At 62.3% G+C, this 14,885-nt stretch carries 13 protein-coding genes and 1 tRNA gene; 2 read left to right on the plus strand and 12 right to left on the minus strand.

The features are described 5' to 3' along the window. Positions 1-44 precede the first annotated feature (44 nt). From LOY54_RS03685 to LOY54_RS03695, 3 genes are all read right to left on the minus strand, one after another. Positions 45-2,459, minus strand: a complete 2,415-nt coding sequence (locus tag LOY54_RS03685) for a TonB-dependent siderophore receptor (RefSeq protein WP_258609335.1) — start codon at positions 2,457-2,459, stop codon at positions 45-47. A gap of 103 nt (positions 2,460-2,562) precedes the next feature. Beyond that, positions 2,563-3,504 (minus strand): FecR domain-containing protein, encoded by a 942-nt coding sequence (locus LOY54_RS03690; protein WP_258609337.1) that lies wholly within the window; start codon positions 3,502-3,504, stop codon positions 2,563-2,565. After that, positions 3,501-4,022, minus strand: a complete 522-nt coding sequence (locus tag LOY54_RS03695) for an RNA polymerase sigma factor (protein ID WP_045195961.1) — start codon at positions 4,020-4,022, stop codon at positions 3,501-3,503. Before LOY54_RS03695 ends, LOY54_RS03690 begins: the two co-directional genes overlap by 4 nt. Positions 4,023-4,196: 174 nt before the next feature. Between LOY54_RS03695 and LOY54_RS03700 the strand changes: the two genes are divergently transcribed. Next, positions 4,197-5,414 carry an MFS transporter gene (locus LOY54_RS03700; RefSeq protein ID WP_258596387.1) on the plus strand — a complete coding sequence of 406 codons (1,218 nt, stop codon included), beginning with the start codon at positions 4,197-4,199 and terminating at the stop codon, positions 5,412-5,414. A gap of 345 nt (positions 5,415-5,759) precedes the next feature. Then, on the plus strand, positions 5,760-6,929 hold the full coding sequence (locus LOY54_RS03705) for an MFS transporter (RefSeq protein ID WP_093387925.1): 1,170 nt from the start codon (positions 5,760-5,762) through the stop codon (positions 6,927-6,929). A gap of 13 nt (positions 6,930-6,942) precedes the next feature. Here the strand turns inward: LOY54_RS03705 and ppk2 are convergent, their stop codons facing one another. From ppk2 to LOY54_RS03750, 9 genes are all read right to left on the minus strand, one after another. Then, positions 6,943-7,752, minus strand: coding sequence for a polyphosphate kinase 2 (ppk2, locus tag LOY54_RS03710; protein WP_045195966.1), 810 nt, complete (start codon positions 7,750-7,752; stop codon positions 6,943-6,945). A gap of 146 nt (positions 7,753-7,898) precedes the next feature. After that, positions 7,899-8,999, minus strand: a complete 1,101-nt coding sequence (gene ychF / locus LOY54_RS03715) for a redox-regulated ATPase YchF (protein ID WP_045195968.1) — start codon at positions 8,997-8,999, stop codon at positions 7,899-7,901. Positions 9,000-9,020: 21 nt separating this feature from the next. After that, a complete protein-coding gene (gene pth, locus LOY54_RS03720) occupies positions 9,021-9,605 on the minus strand; it encodes an aminoacyl-tRNA hydrolase (RefSeq protein WP_038997179.1) in 585 nt (194 codons plus the stop codon). A gap of 77 nt (positions 9,606-9,682) precedes the next feature. After that, complete coding sequence (locus LOY54_RS03725; RefSeq protein WP_045195970.1) at positions 9,683-10,282, minus strand: 50S ribosomal protein L25/general stress protein Ctc; 600 nt, start codon at positions 10,280-10,282, stop codon at positions 9,683-9,685. A gap of 137 nt (positions 10,283-10,419) precedes the next feature. Next, positions 10,420-11,361, minus strand: a complete 942-nt coding sequence (locus LOY54_RS03730; protein ID WP_010225730.1) for a ribose-phosphate pyrophosphokinase — start codon at positions 11,359-11,361, stop codon at positions 10,420-10,422. A 48-nt stretch (positions 11,362-11,409) separates the two neighbouring features. Beyond that, positions 11,410-11,484 (minus strand) — tRNA-Gln (locus LOY54_RS03735). Positions 11,485-11,518: 34 nt separating this feature from the next. Further along, positions 11,519-12,370 carry a 4-(cytidine 5'-diphospho)-2-C-methyl-D-erythritol kinase gene (gene ispE / locus LOY54_RS03740; RefSeq protein ID WP_045195972.1) on the minus strand — a complete coding sequence of 284 codons (852 nt, stop codon included), beginning with the start codon at positions 12,368-12,370 and terminating at the stop codon, positions 11,519-11,521. 3 nt (positions 12,371-12,373) lie between these two features. After that, complete coding sequence (gene lolB, locus LOY54_RS03745) at positions 12,374-12,991, minus strand: lipoprotein insertase outer membrane protein LolB (RefSeq protein WP_045195974.1); 618 nt, start codon at positions 12,989-12,991, stop codon at positions 12,374-12,376. Positions 12,992-12,995: 4 nt separating this feature from the next. Beyond that, positions 12,996-14,720 carry a tetratricopeptide repeat protein gene (locus LOY54_RS03750; protein WP_258609339.1) on the minus strand — a complete coding sequence of 575 codons (1,725 nt, stop codon included), beginning with the start codon at positions 14,718-14,720 and terminating at the stop codon, positions 12,996-12,998. Positions 14,721-14,885 lie beyond the last annotated feature (165 nt).

The raw sequence follows: 14,885 nt of genomic DNA on the forward strand, positions 1-14,885 counted from the left end.
TCAAAAAAATTAACGCGCGATCAACCGCTTAGCCGTAAACCGGCTCAGAAGTCGTATTTGAACGTGGTCATCAGGTTACGCGGCGCCCCGTAGTTGCCGTACGACGACGCCATCGAGTAGTACTCGCGGTCGAAGACGTTGTTGAGGTTGACCGTGGCGCTGAGGTTTTCGCTGATGTTGTAGCGCGCCATCAGGTTGACCAGCGCGTAGCTGCCCTGGTCGAAGCTGTGCAGGTCGGTGCCGACCTTGCTTTGCCAGTTGACCCCGCCACCCACGGTGACTTTGTCGAGCATGCCCGGCAGGCGGTAGCTGGTGAAGGTCTTGAGGCTGTGGCGCGGATACACGGTGGCAATGCGCTCATCCTGGTTGTCGGTGGTCAGGGTGTAGGTGTAGCCCGCCGACGCCTGCCAGCCTTCGGCCAGCTCGCCATTGAGCTCCATTTCCAGGCCTTTGGAGGTGGTGTCCTGCTTGGCGTCGTAGACGTTGTCGTGCACCCAGATCGCCAGGTTGTCCTGTTCGAGCTTGAACAGCGCCAGGCTGGAGTTCAGCCTGCCATCAAAATGACTGCCCTTGACGCCCAGCTCGTAGCCGACGCCCTGCATCGGGTCGAGCGGCTTGTTGTTCTCGTCGGTGACCCAGGAGGCTTGCGGGTTGAAGATCTTGGTGTAGCTGGCGTACAGCGCCCAGGTTTCATCAAGGTCGTAGACCACCCCGGCATAAGGGATGAACACACCGGTCTCTTTACGGTTGACCTCGGTCTTCTCACCGCCGTACGGGCGGTCCTCGGTGTCACGCTTCCAGTCGATGACCCGGCTGCCGAGAATCAGGTTGAGGTCGTCGGTCAGGTGCAGGCGCGAAGTGAGGTAGGCGGCGTACTGGGTTTCTTCCATTGACGATTTGCCACTGATGCTCCAGTCCGGCTTGGGCTGCTTGCCGTCCCAGTCGAAGATGTTCTCCACCGACGCACCCGGCGTTGCGTTGTAGTCGTAGCGCCAGCCGCCCCAGCTCGGCACGTTTTCGTTGTACTTGGACAGGGTTACGCCGCCGATCAGTTCGTGTTCGCGGCCGAACAGGCTGAACGGGCCGGTCAGGTACAGGTCCAGGTTGTCCTGGCGCGGGGTGCCGGAAAAGCGCACCGGCAACTGGCTCAGGCCGCTGCCGTCGGGCTGCAGCTCGCCCATGAGAAAACCAAACACTTCGTCGAACTTGTTCTCGGAATGGCTGTACTCGATCTTGCCGCTCCAGCCGTTGCCCAGTTGCTGCTCCACCGAGGCGAAATAGCTGGTCTGTTCGTGGTCGTTGTACGACCAGTCCGGAGCCATGTTGATCGAGCGCTTGAGATTGCTGCGCTCACCCGTGCTGAAGCGGGTTGGCAGGCCGGTGCGCAGCGGCGAGTCGACGTCGGTGCGCTGGTAGCTGAAGCCCATGGTCAGCAGGGTATCTTCGCTCAGGTCGAACTCGGTGATGCCATACAGCAGCTGGCTCTCCAGCTTGTAACGGTCGACCCAGGCGCCTTCAGTCTTGTAGTCGGCAACCAGGCGGCCGCGCACATTGCCGCTTTCGGTCAGCGGCCCGGAAACATCGAAGCCGGTGCCATAGCGGTCCCAGGTTCCGGCCGAGCCGGTGACGCTGGCCTGGCCCTCGGCGGTCGGGCGCTTGCGGATCAGGTTGATGGTCGCCGACGGGTTGCCCATGCCACTGATCAGGCCGCTGGCGCCGCGGACGATCTCGATGCGGTCGTACATCGCCATGCTCTGGGTGTAGTTGTCCATCCGCGTGACGGTCGGCACGCCGTCGATCTCGTAGTTCTGGATGACGAAGCCGCGCGAATAGTAGCTGTCGGTCTCGGCGCCCAGGCCGTCGCGCACGACGATCACCCCGGGGGTCGCTTCGAGGGCATCGCTGAGATTGGTCAGGCGCTGGTCATCCAGGCGCTGGCGAGTCATGACGGTCAGCGACTGCGGGGTTTCCTGGGGTGTCAGGTTCAAGCGCGTCGAGCTGCTGGACGAGTAGGTGGTGTAAAGCCCGGTGCCTTCAGTGGTCGAGCCCGGGGCCTTGCCGGAAATGCTCATGGCATCCAGTTGCAAGGCGCTGCCCAGTTCCATCGGCAAATCGATGACAAAGCTGCTGGCGTTGGGTTGGCTCAGGCGTGCGCTGCTGCCGGCAGTCAGGGCCTGCAGTGCCTGGGTCGGGCTCATGCGGCCCTTGACCCCCGGCGACGAGCGCCCGGCCAGCTGGTTGGCGTCGTAGATCACCTGCAGCCCGCTTTGGGCGCTGAACTGGTCCAGGGCATCGGCCAAGGCTTGCGCGGGGATGTTGAACTCCTGCGCCTGGGCCTGGGTCTGGGCAGACTCGGCGGCCTGCAGCGGCAGGCCCAGGGTTGTGGAAAACAGGCTGGCGGCAAGGATGGCGCGGGCCAGCGGCTGACGGCTGAATCGGAAATCGCGTGGGTACTGCATGTGTCCTCCCCCAGAGAATACAAACGATAATGCTTCTTATGTGGAGGTGTGACGCAGCAGCAAAGACAATTACCGAATGCCTGGGAAATATATTTTCACCGGCTTAGCGGACGATGAGCCATTGCCCGGCCAGGTTGCTCACGTTGAGGTTCTGAGTGCGCGCCAGGGCATCGATGGCAGTGGCGGCCTGGTCGAGGTTAAAGCTGCCACTGACCGGGCGCCGGCCGACCTGTTCATCGATGTACAGCAGGCGGCTGCCCTGGTACTCGGCAAGCTGTTCGAGCACCCGGCGCAAGGGCACCTCACGCACCCGCAACTGCCCCTCGCGCCAGGCCAGCAGGCGTTCGGCATCGACCTTCTCGACCTGGTCCAGGCGGCTGCCGCTGAGCGTCACGCGTTCACCGGGGGCGAGCATGCGTTTGTCGCCGGCGCTGCTGACCTCGACCTTGCCTTTGAGCAGCACCACTTCATCGTGATCGCGGCCGCGGCTGACCGAGAAGCGCGTACCCAGCACCTGTACCTGGGCCTCGTCGACATCGACCACGAAGGGCCGGCCATCGTGGGTCACTTCAATGAACATCTGCCCTTGCACCAGGCGCAGCGTGCGCACCGGCCCGCGCAGGTCGATATCGACGGCGCTGGCACTGTCGAGGGTCAGCCGTGAGCCATCGGCCAGCTGGATCTGCCGGCGTTCGCCAGCCGCGGTGGCGACATCGCTGTTCAAGCGCTGCAGCAATGGCAACTGCAACATCACCAGGCCGCTGATCAGCAGGATGCTCGCCGCCGCCGCCCAACCACCCCAGGAGCGTGGGGCCGTACCCCGTTTGACCTTGTGCAGGCGACGCGCGGGCATCTCCAGTTGTTGCCAGAACAGCTCGACCTCGGCAAAGGTGCGGGCATTCTCGGGGTCCAGGCGCCAGTGTTCAAAGGCCTGGCGTTGCTCCCGCGGAACATCGTGGGCGCGCAGCCGGGTAAACCAGTCCAGGGCTTGCTGTTCGCGGTCGCCAGGCTCGTTCGGATGGGCAGAATTTGGCGATGGGTTCATGGCTGGTCAGTCTTGTTTCGGTTATGCAGGGCAGCCGCGGCGCAATGGCTCAGGGCTTTGTTCAAATGACGCTCGACCGCACGCGGGTCGAGTCCCAGGCGCGCGCCGATGTCCTTGTAGCTCAATTGCTCGACCCGGGCGAGTAAAAATACCTCGCGGGTCGGCGAGGGCAGGCCGTCGATCAGGCGTTCAAGATGGTCAAGGGTATTTCCGGCCACGGCACTGCGCTCGGGTGAGGTTTCGTTGAGCAGATGCTCCAGCGCCTGCTCGTCATTGACCCCACGTACCTGGTTGCGCCGAGCATGGTCGATGCTCAGGTTGTTGGCGATGCGGTACAGGAAGGCCCGCAGGTTGCCAACCTCGCCCCGCTCGCTGTGCATCAGCCGCACAAAGGCATCCTGGAGCAGGTCGCGGGCGGTTTCCCGGCAGCGCACGCGGCGGGTCAGGAAGGCCAGCAGTTCACTGCGATGATGCTGATAGAGCAGCGACAGGCTGCGGTTGTCCTGGTCGTCGGACATGGCGTATGCGGGCCTCGAATAGGCAGGCAGTGGAGTCTGTAAAAACGCAGCCGATGCTAACGTTATTGAGAATTATTAACAAGCACGTCAAAAGCACGTTGGTCGAAAAGAATAGTGCGCTTGCTAACGATTTCTGGATAATTGGATCCCGCCCCCCGGATGGAAGCTTTTGTCATGGCTGTGAGCACTGCCTCGTCAACGTCACCCGCCAGCACCGCAACTGCCCAGAGCAGCCCGCTGGTGATGCGTATCATCGCCGCCTGTGCCCTGGCGCACCTGATCAACGACCTGATCCAGGCCGTGCTGCCGTCGATCTATCCGCTGCTCAAGGCCAACTACGGCCTGACCTTTACCCAGATCGGGCTGATCACCCTGACCTTCCAGATCACTGCGTCGCTGCTGCAGCCGTGGGTCGGCTTTTACACCGACCGCAAGCCGATGCCGAACCTGTTGCCGCTGGGCACCCTGTGCACCCTGGTGGGGATCGTCATGCTTGCGTATGTCGGCAGTTTCCCGATGATTCTGCTGGCGGCAGCGCTGGTGGGCATCGGTTCGTCGACCTTCCACCCGGAAACCTCGCGTATCGCCCGGCTGGCCTCCGGTGGGCGTTTCGGCCTGGCGCAGTCGACCTTCCAGGTCGGTGGCAACGCCGGCTCCGCTTTCGGCCCGTTACTGGCGGCGGCGATCATCATTCCCTTCGGCCAGGGCAATGTGGCCTGGTTCGGCCTGTTCGCGGTCTGCGCCGTGCTGGTCACCTACGGCCTGAGCCGCTGGTACAAGGAACACCTCAACCTGTTCAAGGCCAAGCAGGGCCAGCGCGCCACCCATGGCCTTTCCCGCCAGCGGGTGATCGGCGCCCTGGTGGTGCTGGGGCTGCTGGTGTTCTCCAAGTACTTCTACATGTCCAGCCTCACCAGCTACTTCACCTTCTACCTGATCGAGAAGTTCGACCTGTCGGTGGCCAGCTCGCAGCTGTACCTGTTCCTGTTCCTCGGCGCGGTAGCGGCCGGGACCTTCTTTGGCGGCCCGATCGGTGACCGCATCGGGCGCAAGGCGGTGATCTGGTTCTCGATCCTCGGCGTTGCGCCGTTCACCCTGATGCTGCCTTATGCTGACCTGTTCTGGACCAGCGTGCTCAGCGTGATCATCGGCTTCATTCTCGCCTCGGCATTCTCGGCCATCGTCGTCTACGCCCAGGAGCTGGTGCCGGGTAACGTCGGCATGATCGCCGGGATCTTCTTCGGCCTGATGTTCGGTTTTGGCGGCATCGGCGCGGCGGCACTGGGTTATCTGGCCGACCTCAAGGGCATCGAGTACGTCTACAGCCTGTGCTCGTTCCTGCCGCTGTTCGGCCTGCTGGCGATCCTGCTGCCGTCCACCGGCAAGCGCTGAAGGCTCAAGGACGGGCTATTGACGGGTGGCACGGGTTCTCCTAGAGTGCCGCCCATCCTTTACGGTGTAACCGACGTATGAGCCGCTTCAGCCACACATTCGCGCATCGCCAGCCGGTCGTCCTGACCCGCTGCTGCGACTGGCCGAGCGATACCGTCCTCAAGCGTCGGCGCAGTGTGCTGTTCGCCTTTACCTTCTCGCCTCACCGCCCCACCTCCTGACCTGGCAGCTGCATGCCCGGCGTTCTGCCGTGGCTGGCGCGCCTGTATGCAAATCTTGTTACGGTCATGTATGCGCCTGCGCAGGTGCGATGTCGTGCTTTGCGCCGGTGAGTTCGGAGTGGTGATGAATACGCGTTTGTTGCTGGGCTTGTTGTTTGCGGTTTCGGTAGTCGGTTTCAGTCTCGGGGCGAGTTTGCCATTGGTGTCGCTGCGTTTGCTCGACGCAGGTGCCAGTACCTTGCAGATCGGTATCGTCTCGGCCATTCCGGCGGCGGGGATGATGCTCTCGGCGTTCATGGTCGATGCCTGCTGCCGGCACCTGACCCGGCGCACCATCTACCTGCTGTGTTTCGGCCTGTGCACCTTGAGCATCGGCCTGCTCGAATGGGGCTTTTCCTCGCTCTACCTGCTTGCCCTGTTGCGCCTGGCGCTGGGGATCGGCATGGGCATTGCCATCATTCTCGGCGAGTCGTGGGTCAACGAGCTGAGCCCGGAACACAACCGCGGCAAGATCATGGCCCTGTACGCCACCGCCTTTACCGGCTTCCAGATGCTCGGCCCGGCGATGCTGGCGCTGCTCGGCGCGCAGAGCACCTGGGTGACCACGGTGGTGACAGGTTGCTATGGCCTGGCGCTGCTGTGCATCGTGCTGACGGTGCCCAATGACCACGTCGAGCATGGCGAGGAGGGTGGCAAGAGCTTTTCCCTGGCGGGCTTTTTCCGCGTGGCGCCGGCCTTGTGCATGGGCGTGCTGTTCTTCTCGTTCTTCGACGCGGTGATCCTTTCGCTGCTGCCGGTATATGCCACCAACCATGCCTACGCCGTGGGCGTCGCAGCGTTGATGGTGACGGTGATTCTTACCGGCGACATGCTCTTCCAGTTGCCGATCGGCTGGTTGGCCGACCGCTGCGAGCGCACCACCGTACACCTGGTGTGCGGTGTGGTGGCGATGCTGATCGGCCTGGCGCTGCCATGGCTGATCGGTATGCAATGGCTGCTGTGGCCGGCCTTGGTGGTGCTCGGCGCGGTGGCCGGTGGGGTCTATACCCTGGCGTTGGTGCTGATCGGCCAGCAGTTCAAGGGTCAGGACCTGGTCACTGCCAACGCCAGCGTCGGCCTGCTCTGGGGCGTCGGCAGCCTGCTCGGGCCGCTGCTCAGTGGTGCGGCCATGGACGTCGCTCCCCATGGCCTGCCGATGGCGCTGACGGCCATGGCCGCGCTGTTCGTGGTATTCGCCCGCAGCGCCCGGCGCCGGGCCTTCCGCGCCCAGCGTGCCGGGCAGGGCGCTGCCTAGCACGCATGGCGCTTCAGAAGCGCTCAGGCACCATGCGCGAGGTGTAGCGGGTGCTTTTGTAGCGGCCGATCTTGCCGCGCTTGGGCAGCTCGATCTTCTGTTTGTGGGTGATGTCCTCGTAGGGCACCTGCTTGAGGAAGTGGCTGATGATGTTCAGGCGCACCCTCCGCTTGTCTTCGGAAACCGCCACATACCACGGGGCCCAGGAGGTGTCGGAGGCGGCGAACATGTCATCGCGGGCGCGGGTGTAGTCGTCCCAGCGGGTGAAGGACTTGAGGTCCATCGGCGTCAGCTTCCAGATCTTGCGTCCGTCGGTAATGCGCTCCTTGAGGCGCCGCTCCTGCTCTTGAGGACTGACTTCCAGCCAGTACTTGACCAGCACGATGCCGGACTCGACCAGCATCTTCTCGAACGATGGCACCACTGACAGGAACTTGCTGGACTGCTCTTCGGTACAAAAGCCCATCACCCGCTCGACGCCGGCGCGGTTGTACCAGCTGCGGTCGAAGATCACCACTTCGCCGGCCGAGGGCATGTGCTGTATGTAGCGCTGGGCGTACATCTGGCTTTTTTCCCGTTCGGTCGGTGCTGGCAGCGCCACCACGCGAAACACCCGCGGGCTGACGCGCTCGGTGATGGCCTTGATGGTGCCGCCCTTGCCGGCGCCGTCGCGGCCTTCGAAGACAATACAGACCTTCAAACCCTTGGCCACCACCCACTGCTGCAACTTGACCAGCTCGATGTGCAGGGCCTTGAGGGCTTGCTCGTATTCTTTACGGGGGAGGCGTTCGCTGCTGTCTTGCTTTTCCTTTTTCTTAGCCATGCGCCGATACCTGATCTGTGGACAAGAGCCGTTTGAATGCGGCTTTGAGTATAGATCCAGGTATTGGCCCGCGTTTGCTCATGGCGCAGGCAAAGAAAAACCCCTTGAGGCATGACCTCAAGGGGTTTCGGGCTGCTGGCAGCGGGTCAGACGTTGAAGCGGAAGTGCATCACGTCACCGTCCTTGACGATGTAGTCCTTGCCTTCCAGACGCCATTTACCGGCTTCTTTCGCGCCGCTTTCACCCTTGTACTGGATGAAGTCGTCGTAGGCGACCACTTCGGCACGGATGAAGCCTTTCTCGAAGTCGGTGTGGATCACGCCGGCCGCCTGCGGGGCGGTGGCGCCGACGCGCACGGTCCAGGCGCGGACTTCCTGCACGCCGGCAGTGAAGTAGGTCTGCAGGTTGAGCAGCGAGTAACCGGCGCGGATCACGCGGTTCAGGCCTGGCTCTTCGAGGCCCAGGGCTTCGAGGAACATGTCCTTCTCTTCACCGTCGTCGAGCTCGGCGATCTCGGCTTCGATCTTGTTGCACACCGGCACCACGATCGCACCTTCTTCTTCGGCAATGGCCTTGACCACGTCCAGGTGCGGGTTGTTGTCGAAACCGTCTTCGGCAACGTTGGCGATGTACATCACAGGCTTGCTGGTCAGCAGGTGGAAGCCGCGGATCAGGGCCTTCTCGTCGTCTGCCATGTTCTTCATCAGGCTGCGCGCAGGCTTGCCTTCGGTGAAGTGCGGGATCAGTTTTTCGAGGATGGCTTTCTGCGCCAGGGCGTCCTTGTCACCACCCTTGGCGTTGCGCGCAACCTTCTGCAGTTGCTTCTCGCAGCTGTCGAGGTCGGCGAAGATCAGTTCCAGGTCGATGATCTCGATGTCGCGCTTGGGGTTGACGCTGTTGGAGACGTGAATCACGTTCTCGTCTTCGAAGCAGCGCACCACGTGGGCGATGGCGTCGGTCTCGCGGATGTTGGCGAGGAACTTGTTGCCCAGGCCTTCACCTTTCGAGGCACCGGCAACCAGGCCGGCGATGTCGACGAATTCCATGGTGGTCGGCAGCACGCGGTTCGGCTTGACGATGGCCGCCAGCGCGTCCAGGCGTGCATCGGGCATCGGCACGATGCCGCTGTTCGGCTCGATGGTGCAGAACGGGAAGTTCTCGGCGGCGATGCCGGATTTGGTCAGGGCGTTGAACAGGGTGGACTTGCCGACGTTGGGCAGGCCGACGATGCCGCAATTGAAACCCATGGTGAATCCCTCTTCGTGGAGTCAGGCCTTTTGGCTGTGCAGCTCTCTCATCGCACGCGTCCAGTCGCCGGCGAGGATGTCCGGCAGCACGCCGAGGGCAAAATCGATACTGGCGTCCAGCTTCTCCTGCTCGGCGCGTGGCGCCTTGCCGAGGACGAAACCGGAGACCCTGCTGCTGTCACCCGGGTGGCCGATGCCAAGCCGCAGACGGTGAAAGTCATTCTGGTTGCCGAGCTGGGCGATGATGTCGCGCAGCCCGTTGTGCCCGCCATGGCCGCCGCCCTTTTTGAGCTTGGCGACGCCGGGAGGCAGGTCGAGTTCGTCGTGGGCCACCAGGATGGCATCTGGCGGGATGCGGAAAAAGTTCGCCAGTGCAGCAACGGCCTGGCCGCTGCGGTTCATGTAGGTGGTCGGGATCAGCAGACGAACGTCGTTGCCCTGATGGCTGAATTTAGCCGTCAGGCCGAAATACTTGCGGTCAGCGGTCAGGTTGACGCGCTGGGCGCTGGCAATGCGTTCTACGAAAAGAGCCCCTGCGTTATGCCGGGTCTGTTCGTATTCGGGGCCGGGGTTTCCCAGGCCGACGATCAGTTGGATGGCGGTCACGTCAGGGGCTCTTCCTTGGAGTTGTGGGTTACAGTGCGGGGCACTGTAACCCGGTCAACGCCGGCGTGCTGAGTAGATTACTCGGCAGCGCCTTCTGCAGCTTCAGGCGCAACACGCGGAGCGTGAACGTTGGCAACAGCCAGGTCGTTACCGTGAGCCAGAGCGACGAACTCGACGCCTTTCGGAGCTTTGAGGTCCGACAGGTGGATGATCGCGCCGACTTCGGCGTTGGCCAGGTCGACTTCGATGAACTCAGGCAGGTCTTTGGCTTCGCAGGAAACTTCGATCTCGTTGACAACGTGGGAGATCTCGCCGCCTTTCTTGACCGGAGCTTCTTCGTTGACGAAGTGCACAGGTACTTTGGCGGTCAGTTTCTGGCCAGCAACAACGCGGACGAAGTCAGCGTGCAGGATGAACTGCTTGGCTGGGTGACGCTGCATCGCTTTGACAACGACGTTTTCTTTCTTGCCGTCGATGTTCAGCTCGATAACGTGGCTGTAGGCAGCTTCGTTTTCGAACAGTTTGGCGATTTCCTTGGCCACGATGGTCAGGGATTGAGCTTCTTTGTCACCACCGTAAACAACGGCAGGGATCTGGGCGGCGAGACGACGCAGGCGGCGGCTCGCACCTTTCCCCAGGTCGGTACGCGCTTGGGCGTTCAGAGTGAAATCAGTCATTTTGTATCTCCAAAATAGCCATCTCCCGCAGGCGTTTGCGACCAGCGCCAAACGGGGTGGGCAAAAAAGCCCCGCCCCAACAACAGGTGTTGGGGCGGGGCGCTTTTCGTCAACGAGAGGTTCGCGAGGGAAAACCCTCAGCGGAACATCGCGCTGATCGATTCTTCATTGCTGATGCGGCGAACCGCCTCGGCAACAACCGGTGCAATATCCAGTTGGCGGATACGGTCACAGGCTTGTGCTGCAGCGGACAGCGGGATGGTGTTGGTCACCACCAGTGCGTCCAGCACGGAGTTCTCGATATTCTCGATCGCCCGACCCGAGAGGACAGGGTGCGTGCAGTAGGCGTAAACCTTGGCAGCGCCGTGTTCTTTCAGGGCCTTGGCCGCGTGGCACAGGGTGCCGGCGGTGTCGACCATGTCGTCGACGAGAATACAGGTACGTCCTTCGACGTCGCCGATGATATGCATCACTTCGGAGTGATTGGCCTTTTCACGGCGTTTGTCGATGATACCCAGATCGACACCCAGGGACTTGGCAACAGCACGTGCACGCACGACGCCGCCGATGTCCGGGGACACGATCATGAGGTTCTCGAAACGCTGGTCTTCGATGTCATCCACCAGAACGGGGGAGCCGTAGATGTTATCTACCGGAATATCGAAGAAACCCTGGATCTGGTCAGCGTGCAGGTCGACAGTGAGAACACGGTCGATACCGACGACGGTGAGCATGTCAGCGACGACTTTGGCACTGATAGCAACACGCGCCGAACGCGGACGGCGATCCTGGCGGGCATATCCGAAGTAAGGAATCACGGCAGTGATTCGGGAAGCTGAGGAGCGGCGGAAGGCATCGGCCATCACTACCAGTTCCATCAGGTTATCGTTGGTTGGCGCGCAAGTCGGCTGAATGATGAAAACGTCCTTACCACGAACATTTTCATTAATCTCAGTGCTGATTTCGCCGTCGGAGAATTTGCCGACAGAAACATCACCCAGTGGGATATGCAGCTGACGTACGACACGCCGAGCCAGATCGGGGTTAGCGTTCCCCGTAAAGACCATCATCTTGGACACGCGCAGTACCTGAAGGCTGAGGGTATACCTGGATGAGTATAAGGAAAATGGCAGGGGCGGCTGGATTCGAACCAACGCATGGCAGGATCAAAACCTGCTGCCTTACCGCTTGGCGACGCCCCTGTATCTGTTGCTGCGAGCACCTGGTGCTCGATTCCTAGAGCAGACTCTGCAGCGTGCGATGCAACATCGAAACGTTGCTTCCCTTAGCTACAAACCCTGTTTGGGTCTCTGCAAGAAGGGCCAAAACTTTATCAGCTTCAGCTTTGTTTGGGAAGGCCCCAAACACACAACTTCCAGTTCCGGTAAGCCGAGCCTCAGTGAATTCGTTTAACAAATTCAATGAATTGCGTACCTCTGGGTAACGCTGCTCTACCACCGGTTGGCAGTCATTTCGACTGTTTCCCTTGGGAACGGGGCGCATCTTAAGGGGCAAGGAATCACGTGTCAACAGCGGATCTGAAAAAATTTCTGCTGTGCTAACAAATACTTGCGGGACCAGCACGACATACCAGGGCTCTTCGGGGTCGACCGGGGTCAGCTTCTCGCCCACGCCCTCGGCGAACGCCGCATGGCCGCGGACGAAAACCGGCACGTCGGCGCCCAGGGTCAGGCCCAGTTCAGCCAGCTGGTCTTCGCTCAAGCCCAGTTGCCATAAATGGTTGAGGCCGAGCAGGGTAGTGGCGGCGTCGGAGCTGCCGCCGCCAATGCCGCCGCCCATGGGCAGGATTTTTTTCAGCCAGATATCCACGCCCTTGTCGCAGCCGGTCAGGGCCTTGAGCTTGCGCGCGGCCTTGACGATCAGGTTGCTTTCATGGGGGACGTTGTCGATCTCGCTGTGCAGGCGCACTTCACCGTCTTCGCGCAGGGCGAAAGACAGCTCGTCGGCATGCTCGAGAAACTGGAACAGGGTTTCCAGCTCATGGTAGCCATCGGCGCGGCGGCCAAGAATGTGCAGCATCAGGTTGAGCTTGGCCGGGGCCGGCAGGGTCAGGGTTGCAGTGTTCATTGATCAGTGGCCCAGTTGCCGTGGTTGCCAGTCTTTGACCACCAGGGTCACGTCGAGGTTTTGCCCGTGCAGCTTGATCCGCTCGGGCAGCCAGTAGCCGTTCTGTTCGGCGTAGCTCAGGTATTGCACGTCCCAGCCGTCCTGCTTGAGGCTGGCCAGGCGGCTGTCGCCGTCGAGGGTCAGCTGGCTCTTGCTGTCGGGGGCGGGCAGGCCGCGAATCCACCAGACCAGGTGCGACACCGGCAGCTCCCAGCCCAGTTGTTCGGCCAGCAGGGCTTCCGGGCTTTGCGCCTCGAAGCGGCCCTGGTTGGCGACCTCGAGGGTGACGCCGCCGGGGCGCCCGGTCAGGCGTGCAGCGCCGCGGCCGAGCGGGCCGGACAGGCGGATGTCGTAGTAGTCCTGGCGTTGCAGCCAGAACAGCGTGCCGCTGCCGGAGTCTTTCGGCGCGCGGATGCCGACCTTGCCGTTGATCTGCCAGCCATCGAGGGTGCTCAGCTGTTGCTTGTGCTCGCGCCACAGCTGGGGGTTGCCTTCGCCCCGCAGGGCCTCACGGGAGCCGAAGCCGGCACAACCGGCAAGCAGGGCAATCAGGCAGAAGGTGATGCAGTGGCGCAAAAACATAGGCTTATAGAGTCTCGGATCCGGTCAGGCGCAGGACGGTCTTGCGCAGGATAGGGCTGTCGGGCTGGGCTTCGAAACCTTTGGCCCAGACCTGGCGGGCTTCGCGGCGCTTGCCGTTGGCCCAGAGCACTTCACCCAGGTGGGCAGCGACTTCGTGATCGGGGAAACGCTCGATGGCCTGGCGCAGCAGGCGCTCGGCTTCGTCGAGGTTGCCCATGCGGTAGTTGACCCAGCCGAGGCTGTCGAGCACCGCCGGATCGTCCGGGGTGATCTGGTGCGCCTTGTCGATCAGGGTCTTGGCTTCGGCATAGCGGCTGGTGCGGTCAGCCAGGGTGTAGCCCAGGGCGTTGAGGGCCATGGCGTTTTCCGGCTCGCGGCTGATGATGCTGCGCAGGTCTTTTTCCATCTGCGCCAGGTCGTTGCGCTTTTCCGCCAGCATGGCCCGGGTGTACAGCAGGTTGAGGTCGTCCGGGTACTGCTTGATCGCTTGCTGCAGCACCTGCTCGGCCTGGGCGTCCTTGTCGTTGTTGCCCAGGGCTTCGGCTTCGATCAGGTACAGCTGGATGGCGTAGTCGGGCTGGGCTTCGCGGGCTGCGGCCAGGCGCCGCGAGGCCTCGGCGCTGCCGCCGTTGGCAATGAGGATGTCGGCCTGGCGCAGTTGCGCTGGCAGATAGTCGTTGCCGGGGCCGACCAGGGCGTACTCGTTGAGGGCGCTTTCGGGGTCGTTGCGCTCTTCATGGATGCGCCCCAGGTTCAGGTGCGCGGCATCGACATGGCTGTCGCGGGCGATCAGCTCTTCGAGGTAGCCGGCGCCTTCGTCCCAGTCCTTGGTTTCCAGGCTGACCAGGGCCAGCGAGTAACGCAGTTCATCGTCGTCCGGGTATTGCTGGACCAGGCTGACAAACTCGGCCTTGGCATCGGCCAGGCGATCCTGCTCGACCAGCATGCGCGCGTAAGTCAGGCGCAGGCGTTTGTCGTCCGGGTACTGGCGAATGGTTTTCTGCAGCAGCGGCAGGGCCTCTTTGCCGCGGTCCAGGCCTTGCAGCAGGCGCGCGCGCAGCAGCACCGGGGCAATCTCGCCGGCTTCGGGCGGGTGTTCTTCGAGCAGGTCGAGGGCCGCCTGGGCCTTGCCATCCTGTTGCAGCAGCAGGGCCTTGCCGAACACCAGCTGACCGTTGTCAGGGTACTTCACCAACAGACGATCGAAACTGTTTTGCAGGCCGGCGCGGGTGTCCGGGTCGGTTTCCAGTGCCGACAGGGCGAGGAAGTCGAAGTGGGTGTCGCCCTGGCCCTGAAGGACCTTTTCCATGTAGACCATGGACTCGTCATAGCGACCGCTGCGAGCCAGCTGGATGGCGGCGGCGCGCTGGGAGTCGAGGTTGCCGGGGTCGTTTTTCGCCCAGATCAGCGAGGTGTCGAGCGCGGCCTGGTCGGCGCCCAGGTATTCGGCGATGCGGTAGGCGCGTTCGGAAATACCCGGGTCCTGAGTCTTGATTGCCTGGCTGACGTAATTGTCCAGGGCGATATCGAAACGATCGCGCTGGCCGGCAAGTTCTGCGGTCAGCAGGCTGTACACGGTGTCCTGGCTGAACGATCCGTAGACGGTGGGCTTGGCCGGTTGCACCGGGGCGGCATCTGCAGGCGCCTTGGCATCCGGGGAATCCGGAGCCAGGGTCTGGCAGCCCTGGAGCAAGGCAAGGGCAAGGAGCAACGCGTAGGATCTATTCATAATCGGGATTTGGGCGGCTTACCAGCGGTCGGATCATCATGACACAAGCGCCGGGGCAAACCCATAAGCGAAGGTCTCGGTAGGGGTAGACTATAGAGACAATAGCGAGCGGTGGTTGTTCTGCGCTCTGCGAAGTAGGACAATTATCGGCTTCTCGTCACAATC

Source organism: Pseudomonas sp. B21-032 (assembly GCF_024748965.1).
Lineage (GTDB): Bacteria > Pseudomonadota > Gammaproteobacteria > Pseudomonadales > Pseudomonadaceae > Aquipseudomonas.

Bases quoted from the DNA above. Each gene is read 5' to 3' on its own strand.
- ispE (WP_045195972.1), bottom strand. From the start codon at position 12,370: ATGAACACTGCAACCCTGACCCTGCCGGCCCCGGCCAAGCTCAACCTG.
- lolB (WP_045195974.1), bottom strand. From the start codon at position 12,991: ATGTTTTTGCGCCACTGCATCACCTTCTGCCTGATTGCCCTGCTTGCC.
- LOY54_RS03725 (WP_045195970.1), bottom strand. From the start codon at position 10,282: ATGACTGATTTCACTCTGAACGCCCAAGCGCGTACCGACCTGGGGAAA.
- LOY54_RS03750 (WP_258609339.1), bottom strand. From the start codon at position 14,720: ATGAATAGATCCTACGCGTTGCTCCTTGCCCTTGCCTTGCTCCAGGGC.
- LOY54_RS03690 (WP_258609337.1), bottom strand. From the start codon at position 3,504: ATGAACCCATCGCCAAATTCTGCCCATCCGAACGAGCCTGGCGACCGC.
- ppk2 (WP_045195966.1), bottom strand. From the start codon at position 7,752: ATGGCTAAGAAAAAGGAAAAGCAAGACAGCAGCGAACGCCTCCCCCGT.
- LOY54_RS03685 (WP_258609335.1), bottom strand. From the start codon at position 2,459: ATGCAGTACCCACGCGATTTCCGATTCAGCCGTCAGCCGCTGGCCCGC.
- ychF (WP_045195968.1), bottom strand. From the start codon at position 8,999: ATGGGTTTCAATTGCGGCATCGTCGGCCTGCCCAACGTCGGCAAGTCC.
- LOY54_RS03705 (WP_093387925.1), top strand. From the start codon at position 5,760: ATGAATACGCGTTTGTTGCTGGGCTTGTTGTTTGCGGTTTCGGTAGTC.
- LOY54_RS03695 (WP_045195961.1), bottom strand. From the start codon at position 4,022: ATGTCCGACGACCAGGACAACCGCAGCCTGTCGCTGCTCTATCAGCAT.
- LOY54_RS03700 (WP_258596387.1), top strand. From the start codon at position 4,197: ATGGCTGTGAGCACTGCCTCGTCAACGTCACCCGCCAGCACCGCAACT.